We start from the raw sequence: 19438 nt of genomic DNA, 5'->3' as shown, positions 1-19438 counted from the left end.
AATGTGAAGATTAATTTATTATGTTCTCAACGTTTATTACCTAATCATATTTTTGAAAAAGAAAAAGATTCTAATTGGGCAGGTATTGATAGAGGTGCGCTTATACTCGTAAAACAAGGTATTCAACCTATATTTTCTGTAGGTGATTTTGACTCAGTGAATAATGAAGAACGTTTGATGTTGATGAAAAATCTTCAAATCGAACCGGTTGAAGCTGAAAAAGATGATACTGATTTAGCTTTAGGAGTAGCTCAAGCAGTTGAAAGAGGATACACAGAAATTACAATTTATGGTGCAACAGGCGGTCGGTTAGACCACTTTATGGGTGTGCTTCAAATTTTACAAAAACCTCAATACTTACATCAATCTATAAAAATAAAAGTCATTGATCAACAAAATCATATTCAATTATTAAATGAAGGTAAGTATGTAATCAACAGAGATAGTACTTATCCATATATATCGTTTATCCCTCTAAATGATAAAACTATATTAACTTTACAGGGTTTCAAATATAATTTAAATCAAGAACACTTAAATTTAGGCTCTACACTCACAATTTCAAATGAAGTAAAGGTTAATGAAGCAATCATTCGAGTTGAACAAGGAACAGTTTTAAAAATACGTAGTCGTGACTAAAAAAGACCTTAAAGGTCTCACCTTTAAGGTCTTAAAATTTATCCTCCACATAAGGATATTTTTATTATGTGCATTATATTTATTAAACTCTAGTAACTTTACCAGATTTTAAAGCACGTGCAGAAACCCAAACTTTCTTTGGTTTGCCGTCTACAAGGATTCTAACTTTTTGAAGGTTAGCGTTCCATCTGCGTTTATTCGCATTTAAAGCGTGTGAACGATGATTACCAGTCGAAGCTTTACGACCTGTTACGAAACATTGTTTACCCATGAAAGTACCTCCTTTAATAAATATAAATACACACTACTACTTATATACTTTAATAAGATAACACATAATGAGATTGTCGGCAATAAAGACTTTTATAAATTATAAAAATTACAATAAAATGCAATTTATTATGCTATAATTGTGTGATGTGGAGTTATATAGTATGATACTGTAAAGAAACAGTTAAATTAATTAGATAAATTTACAAACAATGTAAACCTAATTTTTAAAAATACAAATTTTATTAATTTAAAGCATCAACAATGATTTGATTTTTAAAGTATTTAAGGCATTAATTAAATAACCTAGGCATAACGCTTTAAAAATAAAACTCTGAAATTTTCAGGAGGAACAGATATGACATTAGAAATTTCAAATGACTACGGTAAAATTGATATTTCAAATGATGTAATTGCATCAGTAGTTGGTGGCAAAGCCGTTGAAAGTTATGGAATTGTTGGTATGGCATCAAGACAACAAGTTAGAGATGGTATCGCTGAAATCCTTGGACACGATAACTATGCTAAAGGCATTAAAGTTAGAGAAGACAACGGAATTATTGATGTAGACATGTATATCATCGTGAGCTATGGTGTGAAAATTTCTGAAGTAGCAAGCAATCTTCAATCAACTGTTAAATATACTTTAGAAAAAACACTAAATGTGAAAGTTAATTCAATAAATATTTTCGTACAAGGTGTACGTGTAAATGAGACAGTGAAAAAGGTTTAGGAGGACAACGTGAAATGATTAGCAAAATAAATGGTAAATTATTTGCCGATATGATTATACAAGGGGCACAAAATTTATCAAATAATGCAGACTTAGTGGATTCATTAAACGTCTATCCTGTTCCAGATGGAGATACAGGGACAAATATGAATTTAACTATTACTTCTGGTCGTGAGGAAGTCGAAAATAATTTATCTCAAAATATTGGAGAGTTAGGTAAAACATTTTCAAAAGGATTACTTATGGGGGCTCGTGGTAATTCAGGTGTTATTCTTTCTCAATTATTCAGAGGTTTTTGTAAGAATATTGAAGAAGAAAAAGAAATAAGCGTGCAACAGTTTGCTGAGAGTTTTCAAGCTGGAGTTGAAACAGCTTATAAGGCAGTTATGAAACCGGTAGAGGGAACGATTTTAACAGTAGCCAAAGATGCAGCAAAAGCGGCAATGGATTACGTGGATCAAGCTGAAGATTGCGTTGATTTAATGGCACATCTGATTGAAGCTGCAAGCGAATCTCTAGATAATACGCCTAATTTATTAGCAGTACTTAAAGAAGTAGGCGTTGTTGATAGTGGTGGTAAAGGTTTATTATGCGTTTATGAAGGCTTCTTAAAGGGTCTTAAAGGCGAAAAAATAGAAGCACAAGCACCTAAACTTGATACTGAATCATTTGTTAATGATGATCATGATTTTCATGGGGTTATTAATACAGAGGATATTGTTTACGGTTATTGTACGGAAATGATGGTTCGATTTGGTAAAAATAAAAAAGCATTCGACGAGCAAGAATTTCGTAATGATATGAGTGAATTCGGTGATTCGTTATTAGTAATTAATGATGATGAAATTGTTAAAGTGCACGTACATACAGAACATCCGGGTGATGTATTTAATTATGGTCAAAAATATGGTGAACTAATTAAACTTAAAGTAGAAAACATGCGTGAACAACATCGTGAAGTTATTCGTAAGGAACAAGATGGACTTCAAAATAAAGAAGCTAATGAATCCAAAACAGTTGAAACAGCTATTGTTACAATTTCTGTAGGCGATGGGATTGCTGAATTATTTAAATCTATGGGAGCAACGCACATTATTAGTGGAGGGCAAACAATGAACCCTTCTACTGAAGATATAGTTAAAGTTATTGAACAATCACAATGTAAACGTGCAATTATCTTACCAAACAATAAAAATATTATGATGGCCAGTGAACAAGCAGCTAGTATTGTAGAAGCTGAAACTGTAGTGATTCCTACTAAATCTATTCCACAGGGAATATCAGCCTTATTCCAATATGATTTAGAATCTAGTTTAGAAGATAATAAACGCCATATGAGTGATGCTTTGGAAACTGTTCAATCTGGTTCAATTACTTTTGCAGTTAGAGATACTAAAATAGACGGTATTGAAATCAAGAAAGATGAATTCATGGGTCTAGCTGAAGACAAAATTGTGACAAGTGATGTTAATCAATTTCATGCAGTAAAAGGTCTACTCAGCAAACTTCTTAATGAAGATAGCGAAATTTTAACAATGATTTCAGGCGAAGATGCTGATAATTCAATTACAAACCAAATCATTAATTGGATTGAATCGGAGTACCCTGATGTAGAAGTGGAACAACATGAAGGTGGACAACCTATTTATCAATATTTCTTCGCAGTAGAATAAATGAAATGCTATTTACTTTTTGATAATAAATAGTCGAACTAACGGTTAGTGAATTTAACTCACTAATCGTTATTTTTATATATTAATGAGAATTTTAATAGTGAAGTGTTCATATAATTAACCCGTGAAATGCAAATTAATCAATTGAACATGGTAGAATAGATGTTGAGATTAAAGATAATGAAAATAATAGGTGATTCATCATGTCAAAAGTTCATCTTATTGAGAGCCCATATGCATTAGATAAAATTAAAGGTATAGGTCCGAAACGTTTAGCGTTGTTAGAAGAATTAAATATTAAATCAGTTGAAGATTTAGTATTATATTTACCAACACGTTATGAAGATAATACTGTTATTGACTTAAATCAAGCAGACGATCAAGCAACTGTAACAGTGCAAGGTGAGGTTTATTCCAGTCCAACTGTTGCTTTTTTTGGTCGTAATAAATCGAAACTAACTGTCCATCTTATGATAAATCATATCGCTGTTAAATGCGTATTTTTTAATCAACCTTATTTAAAAAAGAAACTTGAACTAAATAGTATTGTCACTATAAAAGGGAAATGGAATCGTAATAAACAAGAGATTAATGGTAATCGTATATTTTTTAAAGATCAAAAAAATCAAGAGGATACTCATTTAGAACCAATATATAGGATTAAAGAAGGAATAAAGCAAAAGCAGTTACGCGATAATATTAGACAGGCGCTTAGTGATGTTACAATTCATGAATGGTTAACTGATGACCTCAGAGAAAAGTATAAATTAGAAACTTTAGCTTATACAATACAAACACTACATCATCCTATTAATAAACAAAATTTGCTAAGAGCTAGACGGACTTATGCATTTACAGAGCTATTTATGTTTGAGCTACGTATGCAATGGTTAAATCGCTTAGAAAAGACATCAGATGAGGCTATTGAAATTAATTACGATATAAATAAAGTAAAACAATTTATTGATAGTTTGCCATTTGAGTTAACTGACGCTCAAAAAGTTAGTGTCAATGAAATATTTCGTGATTTAAAGGCGCCTATTCGTATGCATCGGTTGTTACAAGGTGATGTTGGATCTGGCAAAACTGTGGTAGCAGCAATTTGTATGTACGCCTTAAAAACTGCAGGCTATCAATCTGCATTAATGGTTCCCACGGAGATTTTAGCTGAACAGCACGCTGAAAGTTTAATACAACTATTTGGTAATACAATGAACGTAGCTTTATTAACTGGTTCTGTTAAAGGGAAAAAAAGACGACTTCTTTTAGAGCAATTAGAAAATGGAACTATCGATTGTTTGATTGGTACACACGCCTTGATTCAAGATGATGTAGTCTTCAATAATGTTGGATTAGTCATTACAGATGAACAGCACCGATTTGGTGTTAACCAACGACAAATTCTAAGAGAAAAAGGTGCAATGACAAATGTATTGTTTATGACAGCGACACCAATCCCTAGAACACTCGCTATTTCTGTTTTCGGTGAAATGGATGTATCTTCAATTAAACAATTACCAAAAGGGAGAAAACCTATAAAAACAAGTTGGGCCAAACATGAACAATATGATCAAGTACTTGCACAAATGTCGAATGAATTAAAAAAAGGTAGACAAGCCTATGTCATCTGTCCATTAATTGAGAGCTCTGAGCATTTAGAAGATGTACAAAATGTTGTGGCACTTTATGAATCCTTACAAAGTGATTATGGTAATGAAAAAGTTGGATTATTACATGGGAAAATGTCTGCAGAAGATAAAGATCAAGTCATGCAAAAATTCAGTGAACATGAAATAGATATTTTAGTTTCTACTACTGTAGTTGAGGTAGGTGTAAATGTACCTAATGCAACGTTTATGATGATTTATGATGCAGATCGATTCGGTTTATCTACATTACATCAATTACGTGGGCGTGTTGGTCGTAGTGAACATCAAAGTTATTGTGTATTAATTGCATCTCCCAAGACTGAAACAGGTATTGAACGTATGACCATTATGACTCAAACTACTGATGGATTCGAATTAAGTGAAAGAGATTTAGAAATGAGAGGTCCAGGGGATTTCTTTGGAGTAAAACAAAGCGGTCTTCCAGACTTTCTTGTAGCAAATGTAGTAGAAGATTATCGTATGCTTGAAGTTGCTAGAGATGAAGCAGCAGAACTTATACAATCTGGCCAATTTTTCGAACAACAATATAGTCATTTAAGAGAGTTTATTAAACAAAACTTACGCCATATTCGTTTCGATTAGAAAAATATTATACTATTCAAAGATATATTTTGATTTTATTAAAAGATACAATCAGCTGAATATAGATTGATACAGTTTATTGTTGAGTAATAGATAAAGAAAGTGTTATGATATTTAAGGAATATTTAAGACTTGGTACTAAAATGAGGGGTGAGCGTTTGAAATTAAAGAAAAACGATAGACGAGTAGCCATTAAAGAGGCTATCGAATTAAACCCCTTCATCACTGATTATGAATTGTGTGAGAAGTTTGATGTAAGTATTCAAACTATACGTTTAGATCGCACGCATTTAAATATTCCTGAGTTACGTAAAAGAATTAAATTGGTAGCTGAACAAAATTATGGACGAATTAAATCAATAGAAGCCAATGAAATTATAGGTGATTTGATTCAAGTGAATCCTGATGTTAGCGCACAATCTTTAATTGAAATTACAATTGATTCTGTTTTTGCAAAAAGTGAGATTGCTAGAGGGCACGTCTTATTTGCACAAGCTAACTCATTATGTGTAGCTCTTATACATAAACCAATAGTATTGACACATGAAAGTCAAGTTGAATTTAAAGAAAAAGTAAAATTAAATGATACAGTTCGAGCAGATGCCCGTGTCATAGATATAACAGATAAGCATTATATTATTGAAGTGAATTCTTATGTTTCAGATATGTTAGTTTTTAAAGGTAAATTCAAAATGTACTATACAAGTGAGGATGAATGAAATGGTTAAAATTGCAGTAGATATGATGGGCGGGGATGATGCGCCTGGTATTGTATTAGATGCAGTTAAAAAAGCTGTCGAGGACTTTAAAGATTTGGAAATTATTCTTTTTGGTGACGAATCACAATACAATTTAAGTCATGAGCGAATAGAGTTTAGACATTGTACTGAAAAGATTGAAATGGAAGATGAACCAGTACGTGCAATTAAGCGTAAAAAAGATAGCTCGATGGTTAAGATGGCTGAGGCGGTAAAATCAGGAGAAGCTGATGGTTGTGTATCAGCTGGAAATACAGGAGCTTTAATGTCGGCTGGATTATTTATTGTTGGACGTATTAAAGGCGTAGCGAGACCTGCATTAGTTGTAACATTGCCCACTACTGATGGCAAAGGGTTTGTGTTCTTAGATGTTGGTGCCAATGCTGATGCTAAAGCAGAACATTTACTACAATATGCGCAATTAGGAAATATTTACGCTCAAAAAATTCGTGGTATTCAAAATCCTTCGGTGTCACTTCTTAATATTGGCACTGAAGCAGCTAAAGGAAATTCTTTAACTAAAAAAGCATATGATTTATTTGAGAAAAATCAATCATTTAACTTTACAGGTAATATTGAAGCAAAAACACTTATGGATGGAAATGTTGATGTCGTAGTAACAGATGGTTATACAGGGAACATGGTTCTTAAAAATCTTGAAGGTACTGCAAAATCTATAGGTAAAATGTTGAAAGAAACAATAATGAGTAGCTTCAAAAATAAATTAGCTGGTGCAGTATTGAAAAAAGATTTAGAAACATTTGCTAAGAAAATGGACTACTCTGAATACGGTGGATCAGTATTATTAGGTTTAGATGGTACGGTTGTAAAAGCTCATGGTAGTTCAAACGCTAAAGCATTTTATTCTGCAATTAAACAAGCAAAAATTGCTGGTGAAGAGAATATCGTTCAAATTATGAAAGATACAGTAGGTGAGTAAAATGGGTAAAATAGCAGTTGTATTCCCAGGCCAAGGTGCACAAAAAGTAGGGATGGCTAGTGACTTATATAATGAAGAGGAACGCTCGACTCGAGTATTAAATTTAGCTCAAGAGACAGTAGACTTTGATTTGCTAGAAACGATGTTTACTGATAATGATGGGAAATTAGGAGAAACAGAAAATACACAACCTGCACTATTAACACATAGTGTTGCGTTACTAGAATCATTAAATCATTTAAAAGTAGATTATACTATGGGACATAGCTTAGGAGAATATTCAAGCTTAGTTGCTAGTGGTGTATTATCTTTTGAAGATGCGGTTAGAATTGTGCGTAAACGTGGCCAACTTATGGCTCGAGCGTTTCCTAACGGTGTTGGAGGTATGGCAGCAGTATTAGGTTTGGATTATGATGATGTTGATAAGATATGTCAAACGTTATCTACAAAAGAACAGTTAATTGAACCTGCTAATATTAACTCACCAGGTCAAATCGTGGTGTCTGGACATAAATCTTTAATTGATGAATTAGTAAAAAAGGGCAAAGAACTTGGTGCTAAACGCGTTCTTCCATTAGCTGTTTCCGGTCCTTTTCATTCTTCAATGATGAAAGTTATTGAAGAGGATTTTGCTAATTTCATTAATCAATTTGAATGGCATAATGCTAATTATCCAGTTGTTCAGAATGTTAATGCAAAGGGAGAAACCGATGCTGAAGTAATTAAACGCAATATGGTTAAACAATTATATTCACCTGTTCAATTTATTCAATCAACGAAGTGGTTGATTAATCAAGGTGTCGATCACTTTATTGAAATTGGACCGGGAAAAGTATTATCTGGGCTTATCAAAAAAATAAATCGAGATGTAAAAATCACTTCAATTCAAACACTCGAAGATGTGAAAGGATGGAATAATCATGAATAAAAGTGCTTTAGTTACAGGTGCTTCTCGTGGTATTGGTAGAAGCATTGCATTGCAATTAGCGGAAGAAGGATATAATGTAGCTGTCAATTATGCTGGAAGTAAAGATAAAGCAGAAGCAGTTGTTGAAGAAATTAAAGCTAAAGGTGTAGAAAGCTTTGCAATACAAGCCAATGTTGCAAAAGGCGATGAAGTTAAAGAAATGATTAAAGAAGTGGTAAGTCAGTTTGGTTCTGTAGATGTATTGGTTAACAATGCAGGGATAACTAAAGACAACTTACTTATGCGTATGAAAGAACAAGAATGGGATGACGTGATTGATACGAACTTAAAAGGTGTGTTTAACTGTATTCAAAAAGTAACGCCACAAATGTTGCGTCAACGTAGTGGTGCAATCATTAATCTAACTAGTATTGTTGGTGCAATGGGTAATCCTGGACAAGCAAACTATGTTGCAACAAAAGCAGGTGTCATTGGATTAACAAAAACTGCAGCACGAGAACTAGCATCACGAGGTATTACAGTGAACGCTGTAGCACCTGGTTTCATCGTTTCAGACATGACAAATGCTTTAAGTGATGATTTGAAGGATCAAATGTTAGAGCAAATTCCTTTAAAACGTTTTGGAGAAGATACAGATATAGCTAATACTGTTGCTTTCCTAGCTTCTGATAAAGCTAAATATATTACAGGCCAAACAATTCATGTTAACGGTGGAATGTATATGTAATGTTCGAAAAGGAGCAAACGAACACATGAGCTGAGGCTCATGTATAAGAAACACTAAATACTTATTGTATTAAGTGTTTCTAAAATTCTACTTGTATTTTAGAAAGTAAAATGGGAAAATAAAATAGTCTATCAAAAGACTCTTTAAAAGGAGGTGAAGCGACGTGGAAAACTTCGATAAAGTAAAAGACATCATCGTTGATCGTTTAGGCGTAGATGCTGATAAGGTAACAGAAGACGCATCATTCAAAGATGATTTAGGCGCTGACTCACTTGATATCGCTGAATTAGTAATGGAATTAGAAGACGAATTTGGTACTGAAATTCCTGATGAAGAAGCAGAAAAAATCAACACTGTTGGTGATGCTGTTAAATACATCAACAGCCTTGAAAAATAAAATGATTAATATCTGAGTCGTCTTTTCGTCGGCTCAGATTTTTTCTTTAGTTTTAGTCTGTTTTCACGTAAAATTAAATTAAGCTTTTGAAATTTATAGTTAGGAGGTTAGGTTGTGGCTAACCAGAAAAAGAAAGAAATGGTACATAATTTTCAACAAAAATTTACTGATAAAATGAAGTCGTTAGGATTACATTTTAAAAATATTGATTTATATCAACAGGCATTCTCTCATTCAAGTTTTATTAATGACTTTAATATGAATCGTTTAGAACACAACGAACGCTTAGAATTTTTAGGTGATGCGGTATTAGAATTGACGGTTTCACGCTATCTTTTTGACAGACATCCTCATTTACCAGAAGGTAATTTGACAAAGATGCGCGCAACAATTGTTTGTGAACCTTCACTTGTGATATTTGCGAATAAAATTAAATTAAACGAACTGATTTTATTAGGTAAAGGTGAAGAGAAGACAGGAGGCAGAACAAGACCTTCCCTTATTTCAGATGCATTTGAAGCTTTTGTAGGTGCACTATATTTAGATCAAGGTTTAGATTCAGTATGGACATTTGCTGAAAAAGTCATCTTTCCGTATGTAGAAGATGACGAGCTTGTTGGTGTCGTAGACTTTAAAACACAATTCCAAGAATATGTGCATAGCCAAAATAAAGGAGATGTGACATACCAATTAATTAAAGAAGAGGGTCCCGCACATCATAGACTATTTACATCGGAAGTGATTTTAGAAAATAAAGCAGTTGCAGAGGGTAAAGGAAAGACAAAGAAAGAATCCGAACAAAAGGCAGCAGAACAAGCGTATAAACTAATGAAAAATAAAAAATCATTATAATTATAAAAATATGATAATCTATGATTGATTATCATATAAAGCTTTAATCTATATTGATAATTTTTAATAATTGTTAATATAGCCCCAAGCTTATCAACTCAACACGACTGTGATAAGGAGAATACAATGGTTTATTTAAAATCAATTGATGCCATAGGATTTAAATCTTTTGCCGACCATACCAATGTTCAATTTGATAAAGGTGTGACAGCTATTGTTGGTCCTAATGGAAGTGGTAAAAGTAATATTACTGATGCAATTAAATGGGTACTAGGTGAACAGTCTGCCAAATCACTACGCGGTGCTAAAATGGAAGATATCATTTTTTCAGGTGCTGAACATAGAAAAGCTCAAAATTTTGCTGAAGTAAAACTTAAATTAGATAATCATTCACAAAAACTACAAATTGATTCTGAGGAATTAGTTGTCACACGCCGTCTCTATCGAAGTGGTGAGAGTGAATATTATTTAAATAATGATCGTGCACGGTTAAAGGATATTATAGATTTATTTCTCGATTCAGGACTTGGAAAGGAAGCATTTAGTATTATTTCTCAAGGAAGAGTAGATGAAATATTGAATGCAAAACCAATCAATCGTCGACAAATTATTGAAGAATCTGCCGGAGTACTTAAATATAAAAAACGTAAAGCTGAATCGATTCAAAAACTTGACCATACTGAAGATAATCTTAATCGAGTCGAAGATATCTTATATGATTTAGAGGGACGAGTGGAACCGTTAAAAGAAGAGGCGGCCATTGCTAAAGAATATAAGCAATTATCTAAAGAGATGGAGCAAAGTGATGTCATCGTTACAGTATCTGACATTGATCATTATACTGAAGATAATCAGCGATTAGATGAGCGTTTAAATCACCTAAAGAGTCAACAGGCTGAGAAAGAAGGTCAACAAGCTCAAATCAATCAGTTACTACAAAAATATAAAGGTAAACGTCAACAAAACGATTATGACATTGAAAAGTTAAATTATGAATTAGTTAAAGCAACTGAGAATTATGAGCAATTATCAGGTAAGCTAAATGTATTAGAAGAACGAAAGAAAAACCAATCAGAAACAAATGCAAGATATGAGGAAGAATTAGATAATTTAGAATCACAAATTGATTCTATTAAAAATGAAAAAGCCCAAAATGAAAAATTATTAGCTGAGTTAAAAAATAAGCAAAAGCAATTAAACAAGGAAGTTCAAGAATTAGAGTCACTTCTTTATATATCCGATGAACAACACGACGAAAAACTAGAAGAAATTAAAAATAGTTATTATACATTGATGTCAGAACAATCAGATGTTAATAATGATATAAGATTTTTAGAACATACAATCAATGAAAATGAAGCAAAAAAATCACGATTAGATTCGCGTTTAGTAGAGGCTTTCAATCAACTTAAAGACATTCAACAAAATATTACTCAAACACAAAAGGAATACCAAAGTTCTAAGAAATCTATGGAAAAAGTAGAACAAAATATTCAACAATTAGAACAACAGTTGACAGATTCTAAAAGACTTCTATCTGAATATGAAAATAAACTATATCAAGCCTATCGTTATAATGAAAAGTTAAAATCAAGAATTGATAGTTTAGCTACTCAAGAGGAAGATTACACGTATTTCTTTAATGGTGTAAAGCACATTTTGAAAGCAAAAGATAAAGAATTAAGAGGAATTCATGGTGCGGTTGCAGAAGTGATTAACGTTCCTTCAGAAATGACACAAGCGATTGAAACCGCCTTAGGTGCATCGTTACAGCACGTTATTGTTGATAATGAAAAAGACGGTCGCCAAGCAATCCAGTACTTGAAGCAAAGAGGTTTAGGTCGTGCTACTTTTTTACCATTAAACGTGATTCAACCAAGACATGTAGCTGCTGACATTAAAGATGTAGCTCGTGGTTCACAAGGGTTCATTAATATTGCATCTGATGCCATAAATGTATCTGCTAAATATCAAAACATCATTGAAAATTTATTAGGTAATACCATCATTGTAGAAAATTTAAAACATGCAAATGAACTTGCACGTGCCATTCGATATCGGACAAGAATAGTAACTTTAGAAGGTGATGTTGTAAATCCTGGTGGTTCCATGACAGGAGGAGGAGCACGTAAAACAAAAAGTATATTGTCACAAAAAGATGAATTATCAACAATGCGAAATCAACTTGAAGATTATCAACGACAAACAGCAGAATTTGAACGTCAGTTTAAAGAACAAAAAACACAAGCTGAACAATTAAGTGAACAATATTTTAGTGCAAGTCAGCAGTACAACAATTTAAAAGAACAAGTACATCATCACGAATTAGAACTGGATAGACTAAAAACACAAGAAGCACATCTTAAAAATGAACATGAAGAGTTTGAATTTGAAAAAAATGATGGATATCAAAGTGATAAAAGTAAAGAAACATTAAAAGAAAAACAAAATCATTTAATTGAGATACAACAACAATTGAAGCAACTAGAAAGTGATATTGAAAGATATACACAATTATCAAAAGAAGGAAAAGCTTCGACACATCAAACACAACAACAACTACATCAAAAACAATCTGATTTAGCTGTTGTTAAAGAGCGAATTAAATCGCAAAAGCAAGTTTATGAACGTTTAGATAAACAACTTAGCGATTCAGAACGTCAAAAAATTGAAGTAAATGAAAAAATCAAATTGTTTAATTCAGATGAAATGATGGGTAAAGATGCTTTTGAAAAGTTGAAAGAGCAAATTCAGCAACAAGAAAATGTAAGACAAAATTTAAATCAACAACTTAGTGAGATTAAACAGCAACGTAAAGATCTTAATGAGAAAATCGAAATAAATGAAAGTCAGCTTCAAAAATGTCATCAAGATATACTTTCTATAGAAAATCATTATCAAGATATTAAAGCAAAACAATCAAAGCTAGATGTATTAATCAACCATGCAATAGATCATTTAAATGACACGTATCAACTCACAGTAGAACGTGCAAGAATGGAATATGATTCTGATGAAACTATTGACAATTTGCGTAAAAAAGTAAAATTAACGAAGATGTCAATCGATGAATTAGGTCCTGTAAATTTAAATGCCATAGAACAATTTGAAGAGTTGAATGAACGATACACATTTTTAAATGAGCAACGAACAGATTTAAGAGAAGCAAAAGAAACCTTAGAACAAATCATTCATGAAATGGATAAAGAAGTTGAAGGACGTTTTAAGACAACATTTCATGCGGTTCAAGATCATTTTACGACAGTGTTTAAGCAATTATTTGGTGGTGGACAAGCAGAACTTCGTTTAACTGAAGATGACTATTTGTCTGCTGGCGTTGATATCATCGTACAACCGCCAGGAAAGAAATTACAACATCTTTCATTATTAAGCGGTGGTGAACGTGCTTTAAGTGCTATAGCATTATTGTTCGCCATTCTCAAAGTTCGATCAGCACCTTTTGTTATACTAGATGAAGTAGAAGCGGCATTAGATGAAGCGAATGTGATACGATATGCCCAATATTTAAATGAATTATCTACAGAAACACAATTCATTGTAATTACACATCGGAAGGGAACGATGGAGTTTTCTGATCGTTTATATGGTGTAACAATGCAAGAGTCTGGTGTTTCTAAGTTAGTTAGCGTCAACCTAAATACAATAGATGAGGTTATGAAGGAGGAACAAGCATGAGTTTTTTTAAACGTCTGAAAGATAAATTTTCTAGTAAAAGTGAAGATGATATTCAAAAAGACCTAGATGAAACTGTAGATTCAAATGCTAATAGTGACTCAGATTCAATGGACCCGAATGATTCTGATGAACAAGTCAAACCCAAAAAGAAACCTAAAAAATTAAGTGAAGCTGATTTTGACGAAGATGGTTTGATATCGATTGAAGATTTTGAAGAAATTGAAGCTCAAAAAATTGGAGCAAAATTCAAAGCCGGTTTGGAAAAATCACGTCAAAACTTCCAAGAACAGTTAAATAATTTAATTGCTCGATATAGAAAAGTTGACGAAGATTTCTTCGAAGCTCTGGAAGAAATGCTTATTACTGCGGACGTTGGTTTTAATACCGTTATGAAATTAACTGATGAGCTACGTACAGAAGCACAAAGACGTAATATACAAGAAACAGAAGACTTAAGAGAAGTTATAGTTGAGAAGATTGTAGAAATCTATCATCAAGAGGACGATCATTCTGAAGCAATGAATATTGAAGATGGACGTTTAAATGTCATACTGATGGTTGGTGTGAATGGTGTCGGCAAAACAACAACAATTGGTAAATTAGCTTATCGTTATCAACAAGAAGGTAAAAAAGTAATGTTAGCCGCTGGTGATACCTTCAGAGCTGGAGCAATTCAACAATTAAACGTCTGGGGAGAACGTGTTGGTGTTGAAGTTGTGAGCCAAAACGAAGGTTCTGACCCTGCAGCAGTAGTATATGATGCGATTAATGCCGCAAAAAATAAAGGCGTAGATATTTTAATTTGTGATACTGCAGGACGCTTGCAAAATAAATCTAATTTAATGCAAGAGTTAGATAAAATGAAACGTGTGATTAATCGTGCAATACCTGATGCCCCCCATGAAGCTTTATTATGTTTGGATGCAACAACTGGTCAAAATGCACTTTCACAAGCACGTTCATTTAAGGAAGTTACAAATGTCTCAGGTATAGTTTTAACTAAATTAGACGGTACTGCTAAAGGGGGTATTGTATTAGCAATTCGAAATGAGTTACACATTCCAGTTAAATATGTTGGTTTAGGCGAAAAAATGGATGACTTACAACCGTTTAATCCTGAAAGCTATGTATATGGATTATTTGCTGATATGATAGAACAAAATGAAGATATTCCTGAAGAAATCTCTAGAAATTCATCCGTTGAATCTGAAGAAGGTAACTAAAATGGGACAAAATGATTTAGTTAAAACATTGCGTATGAATTATCTATTTGATTTTTATCAAAGTTTGCTTACAAATAAACAGAAAAATTATCTCGAATTCTTTTATTTACAAGATTATTCTTTAAGTGAAATTGCTGATACATTTGAAGTGAGTAGACAAGCAGTTTATGATAATATAAGAAGAACTGGCGATTTAGTAGAAGATTATGAATCGAAATTACGACTATACCAAAGATTCGAGAAACGTCGTGAATTATATAACTTAATGAAACAATCACTTAATCAACCTGAGTTGCTTAAACAATATATCACTCAATTAGAAGAATTAGAGTAGTGATCATTATAATAAAGGAGGGCAAACGTTATGGCATTTGAAGGATTATCCGATCGCTTACAAGCCACGATGCAAAAAATGCGTGGTAAAGGGAAAGTAACAGAAGCAGATATTAAAACGATGATGCGTGAAGTGAGATTAGCGTTATTGGAAGCCGATGTTAACTTCAAAGTTGTTAAGGAATTTGTTAAGACTGTTTCAGAACGAGCGCTAGGTTCTGATGTCATGCAATCTTTAACACCTGGCCAACAGGTTATTAAAATCGTACAAGAAGAACTTACTAGTTTAATGGGTGGAGAAAATACTTCCATTAAGATGGCAAACAAACCACCAACTGTTGTCATGATGGTCGGTTTACAAGGTGCAGGTAAAACGACGACAGCAGGTAAGTTGGCATTATTAATGCGTAAAAAATATAACAAGAAACCTTTACTTGTGGCAGGAGATATTTATCGTCCAGCTGCTATTGATCAATTACAAACAGTAGGTAAACAAATTGATATCCCTGTGTATAGTGAAGGTGATCAAGTATCACCACAACAAATTGTTGAAAATGCTTTAAAACATGCTAAAGAAGAACATCTAGATTTCGTTATCATTGATACAGCTGGTCGTTTACACATTGATGAAGCACTTATGAATGAGCTTCAAGAAGTTAAAGAAATCTCTAAACCAGACGAAATTATGCTTGTTGTTGATGCAATGACAGGTCAAGATGCTGTGAATGTGGCACAATCATTTGATGAACAATTAGATGTTTCAGGTGTAACATTGACTAAATTAGATGGTGATACACGCGGTGGTGCAGCACTTTCAATCCGTTCCGTTACCCAAAAACCTATTAAATTTGTAGGTATGAGTGAGAAATTGGATGGTTTAGAATTATTCCATCCTGAACGAATGGCCTCACGTATTTTAGGTATGGGTGATGTTTTAAGCCTCATTGAAAAAGCGCAACAAGATGTAGATCAAGAAAAGGCTAAAGATTTAGAGAAGAAGATGAGAGAGTCATCATTTACATTAGATGATTTCTTAGAACAGTTAGATCAAGTTAAGAATTTAGGTCCTTTAGATGACATTATGAAAATGATTCCTGGTATGAATAAAATGAAAGGTTTAGATAAGCTTAATATGAGTGATAAACAAATTGATCATATTAAAGCGATTATACAATCTATGACACCTAAGGAACGTTCAAACCCTGAAACATTAAATGTATCACGTAAAAAACGTATTGCAAAAGGATCCGGCCGATCTTTACAAGAAGTTAATCGATTAATGAAACAATTTAATGATATGAAGAAAATGATGAAACAATTTACTGGTGGCGGTAAAGGTAAAAAAGCTAAACGAAACCAAATGCAAAATATGTTAAAGGGTATGAACTTACCATTTTAATTTATGAAATCAAGCATCGAAACTCGAGAGTGTCTTCGGTGCTTGTTTTTTTTGAACCTTTATAAGGATTATTAACAAAATTAATAGAAACGCATGAGCTAAAGCGCATGCATAACCAAAAGTACGATTTACTTCGTAAAAGAATAGTGAAACGCCTGAGCTAAAGCACATGCATAACCAAAAGTACGATTTACTTCGTAAAAGAGTATTGGAACGCCTGAGCTAAAGCGCATGCATAACCAAAAGTACGATTTACTTCGTAAAAGAGCAGTGGAACGCCTGAGCTAAAGCACATGCATAACCAAAAATACGATTTACTTCGTAAATCTACTTTTGGTAAAGAAAAAAGTCTTTACAAAAATTTGTGTAACTGTTATTATTTATTCTTGTAGAAAATAAAAATAATAAACACATAAAGGAGAGTAATTTAAATGGCAGTTAAAATTCGTTTAACTCGTTTAGGTTCTAAAAGAAACCCATTCTATCGTATCGTAGTTGCAGATGCACGTTCACCACGTGATGGTCGTATCATTGAGCAATTAGGTACTTACAATCCAGCACACGTTAATGCACCAGAAGTTAAAATCGACGAAGAATTAGCTTTAAAATGGTTACACGACGGTGCTAAACCAACTGATACAGTTCACAATATCTTATCTAGAGAAGGTATTTTGAAAAAATTTGATGAACAAAAGAATGCTAAATAATTAGCTTATGTTTTTTTGGGACGCCATTATGGCGTCCTTTTTTAATCATATTTATTTGTTACATACATACGTGTTAATATATATTTGATTCAGTTTAATAAACTTTAATTAGAAGGAGGGTCATACATGGAGGTAGAGGTTGGACAAATAGTCAATACCCATGGTATTAAAGGGGAAGTAAAGGTGAAATCCAATTCTGATTTTACTGAAACACGATTTCAACCTGGTGAACAATTACTTGTAAAACATAATAATACTGAAATTGTTTATACGGTCGCTTCTTATCGTATACATAAAGGATTTCACATGTTAAGGTTTGAAGGAATCAACAATATAAATGAAATTGAACATTTGAAAGGTGATTATATTTATCAAGAACGTGATCACCAAGATATAGAATTAGGAGAACATGAATACTATTATTCGGATATTATTGGTTGTACAGTATTTAAAGATGATGATACGCCAATTGGTCGGGTGATTAATATTTTTGAAACAGGTGCTAATGACGTTTGGGTTGTTAAAGGTGAAAAAGAGTATCTCATTCCTTATATTGAAGATGTTGTGAAAGATATTGATATAGAAACTAAAACGATTAAAATTACACCGATGGAAGGATTGTTAGATTAATGAAGATAGATTATTTAACGCTATTTCCTGAAATGTTTGAAGGTGTTTTAAACCATTCAATATTAAAACGTGCGCAAGATAAGGGAATCATTAATGTTAATACTATCAATTTCCGAGATTATTCTATTAATAAGCATAATCAAGTTGATGATTACCCATTTGGTGGTGGCCAAGGTATGGTATTAAAGCCTGAACCTGTTTTTAATGCTATGGAAGACATAAATCATAATGAACATACTCGAGTGATACTTATGTGTCCACAAGGTCGTCCCTTTACTCAAGAGATTGCACAAGAATTAAGTGAAGCAAAACATATAGTCTTTATTTGTGGACACTATGAAGGATATGATGAGCGCATACGTAAGCATCTTGTAACTGATGAAATATCAATGGGGGATTATGTCCTAACTGGTGGAGAGTTACCAGCAATGACGATGACCGATGCAATAGTGAGGCTTATTCCAGGCGTCTTAGGTAATCAAGCATCACATCAAGATGATTCATTTTCAGATGGATTGTTAGAATTTCCTCAGTATACACGTCCTCGTGAATATAAAAATATGAGTGTTCCTGAAGTATTATTATCTGGCAATCATGCGCACATTGATCAGTGGAGACATGAACAAAAACTCATTCGTACTTATGAAAAGCGACCAGATTTATTAGAACAATATCCATTAACTGAAAAAGATAGAGAAATTTTAGAAACCTATAAAAAGAAATTGAAAAATGATTAACGTTATGCTATTATAATTCAAGTGTGAAAAAACACTAATAATCACTATGATCCGCTGCTATACTTTTGTCTAGGCAAGAACATAGGTTGAAGGAGAGAATTTATAATGAGTAATCATAAGTTAATCGAAGCAGTAACTAAATCACAATTACGTACTGATTTACCTACTTTCCGTTCAGGAGACACTTTACGTGTACACGTAAGAATCGTTGAAGGTTCTCGCGAACGTATCCAAGTTTTCGAAGGTGTTGTAATTAAACGCCGTGGTGGAGGAATTTCAGAAACTTTCACAGTTCGTAAAATTTCTTCTGGTGTAGGTGTGGAAAGAACTTTCCCATTACACACGCCTAAAATCGAAAAAATTGAAGTTAAACGTCGTGGTAAAGTACGTCGTGCTAAATTATATTACTTACGCAGTTTACGTGGTAAAGCTGCTAGAATTCAAGAAATTCGCTAATCAGTATATTCGACAATTTATAAAAGGCCAGTCTATAAGCACTATAGTTGCCAATTTCAACTTATTGCTTAAGATTTGCCATAATGAA

At 32.9% G+C, this 19438-nt stretch carries 19 protein-coding genes; 18 read left to right on the top strand and 1 reads right to left on the bottom strand.

All coding sequences use genetic code 11. From position 1 onward, the window contains the following. Positions 1 to 3: 3 nt before the first annotated feature. On the top strand, positions 4 to 639 hold the full coding sequence (locus HMPREF2576_RS02895; RefSeq protein WP_001830164.1) for a thiamine diphosphokinase: 636 nt from the start codon (positions 4 to 6) through the stop codon (positions 637 to 639). Positions 640 to 721: 82 nt separating this feature from the next. On the opposite strand, the gene rpmB is transcribed toward HMPREF2576_RS02895, so the two are convergent. Further along, on the bottom strand, positions 722 to 910 hold the full coding sequence (gene rpmB / locus HMPREF2576_RS02890) for a 50S ribosomal protein L28 (RefSeq protein ID WP_001830107.1): 189 nt from the start codon (positions 908 to 910) through the stop codon (positions 722 to 724). A gap of 357 nt (positions 911 to 1267) precedes the next feature. Between rpmB and HMPREF2576_RS02885 the strand changes: the two genes are divergently transcribed. The 17 genes from HMPREF2576_RS02885 to rplS all read left to right on the top strand — a co-directional run bounded on the left by HMPREF2576_RS02885 (position 1268) and on the right by rplS (position 19350). Then, entirely contained in the window at positions 1268 to 1642 is a 375-nt protein-coding gene (locus tag HMPREF2576_RS02885) for an Asp23/Gls24 family envelope stress response protein (RefSeq protein ID WP_001830156.1), read from the top strand. Between the two features lie 14 nt (positions 1643 to 1656). Beyond that, the gene (gene fakA / locus HMPREF2576_RS02880; RefSeq protein WP_001830116.1) at positions 1657 to 3315 is read left to right on the top strand and encodes a fatty acid kinase catalytic subunit FakA; all 1659 of its coding nucleotides are present in this window, start codon (positions 1657 to 1659) and stop codon (positions 3313 to 3315) included. Positions 3316 to 3518: 203 nt separating this feature from the next. Next, positions 3519 to 5567 carry an ATP-dependent DNA helicase RecG gene (gene recG, locus HMPREF2576_RS02875; RefSeq protein WP_002456579.1) on the top strand — a complete coding sequence of 683 codons (2049 nt, stop codon included), beginning with the start codon at positions 3519 to 3521 and terminating at the stop codon, positions 5565 to 5567. A gap of 158 nt (positions 5568 to 5725) precedes the next feature. Next, positions 5726 to 6286: a transcription factor FapR gene (gene fapR, locus HMPREF2576_RS02870; RefSeq protein WP_001830099.1), complete on the top strand. Its 561-nt coding sequence runs from the start codon at positions 5726 to 5728 to the stop codon at positions 6284 to 6286. 1 nt (position 6287) lies between these two features. Next, positions 6288 to 7265: a phosphate acyltransferase PlsX gene (plsX, locus tag HMPREF2576_RS02865; RefSeq protein WP_001830112.1), complete on the top strand. Its 978-nt coding sequence runs from the start codon at positions 6288 to 6290 to the stop codon at positions 7263 to 7265. A gap of 1 nt (position 7266) precedes the next feature. Further along, positions 7267 to 8193, top strand: coding sequence for an ACP S-malonyltransferase (fabD, locus tag HMPREF2576_RS02860; protein WP_001830062.1), 927 nt, complete (start codon positions 7267 to 7269; stop codon positions 8191 to 8193). Beyond that, positions 8186 to 8920, top strand: coding sequence for a 3-oxoacyl-[acyl-carrier-protein] reductase (fabG, locus tag HMPREF2576_RS02855; protein WP_001830161.1), 735 nt, complete (start codon positions 8186 to 8188; stop codon positions 8918 to 8920). Before fabD ends, fabG begins: the two co-directional genes overlap by 8 nt. 163 nt (positions 8921 to 9083) lie before the next feature. Beyond that, positions 9084 to 9317, top strand: a complete 234-nt coding sequence (locus HMPREF2576_RS02850; RefSeq protein ID WP_001830184.1) for an acyl carrier protein — start codon at positions 9084 to 9086, stop codon at positions 9315 to 9317. Between the two features lie 114 nt (positions 9318 to 9431). Beyond that, entirely contained in the window at positions 9432 to 10169 is a 738-nt protein-coding gene (rnc, locus tag HMPREF2576_RS02845) for a ribonuclease III (protein ID WP_001830158.1), read from the top strand. A 126-nt stretch (positions 10170 to 10295) separates the two neighbouring features. Then, on the top strand, positions 10296 to 13865 hold the full coding sequence (gene smc, locus HMPREF2576_RS02840) for a chromosome segregation protein SMC (RefSeq protein WP_001833035.1): 3570 nt from the start codon (positions 10296 to 10298) through the stop codon (positions 13863 to 13865). Continuing rightward, positions 13862 to 15088, top strand: a complete 1227-nt coding sequence (gene ftsY / locus HMPREF2576_RS02835; RefSeq protein ID WP_001830080.1) for a signal recognition particle-docking protein FtsY — start codon at positions 13862 to 13864, stop codon at positions 15086 to 15088. Before smc ends, ftsY begins: the two co-directional genes overlap by 4 nt. Position 15089: 1 nt before the next feature. Next, positions 15090 to 15422, top strand: coding sequence for a putative DNA-binding protein (locus HMPREF2576_RS02830; protein ID WP_001830102.1), 333 nt, complete (start codon positions 15090 to 15092; stop codon positions 15420 to 15422). A 30-nt stretch (positions 15423 to 15452) separates the two neighbouring features. Continuing rightward, a complete protein-coding gene (gene ffh / locus HMPREF2576_RS02825; RefSeq protein WP_001830113.1) occupies positions 15453 to 16820 on the top strand; it encodes a signal recognition particle protein in 1368 nt (455 codons plus the stop codon). 431 nt (positions 16821 to 17251) lie between these two features. Next, positions 17252 to 17527: a 30S ribosomal protein S16 gene (rpsP, locus tag HMPREF2576_RS02820; RefSeq protein ID WP_002439483.1), complete on the top strand. Its 276-nt coding sequence runs from the start codon at positions 17252 to 17254 to the stop codon at positions 17525 to 17527. Between the two features lie 126 nt (positions 17528 to 17653). Further along, positions 17654 to 18157, top strand: coding sequence for a ribosome maturation factor RimM (gene rimM / locus HMPREF2576_RS02815; RefSeq protein WP_001832559.1), 504 nt, complete (start codon positions 17654 to 17656; stop codon positions 18155 to 18157). After that, entirely contained in the window at positions 18157 to 18894 is a 738-nt protein-coding gene (gene trmD / locus HMPREF2576_RS02810; protein WP_001829466.1) for a tRNA (guanosine(37)-N1)-methyltransferase TrmD, read from the top strand. Before rimM ends, trmD begins: the two co-directional genes overlap by 1 nt. Positions 18895 to 18999: 105 nt before the next feature. Further along, positions 19000 to 19350, top strand: a complete 351-nt coding sequence (rplS, locus tag HMPREF2576_RS02805) for a 50S ribosomal protein L19 (protein ID WP_002436293.1) — start codon at positions 19000 to 19002, stop codon at positions 19348 to 19350. Positions 19351 to 19438 lie beyond the last annotated feature (88 nt).

Source organism: Staphylococcus sp. HMSC063F05, assembly GCF_001837075.1.
In the GTDB taxonomy this organism is placed as follows: Bacteria; Bacillota; Bacilli; order Staphylococcales; family Staphylococcaceae; genus Staphylococcus; species Staphylococcus epidermidis.
This window is presented reverse-complemented; position numbering and strand designations above follow the sequence as displayed.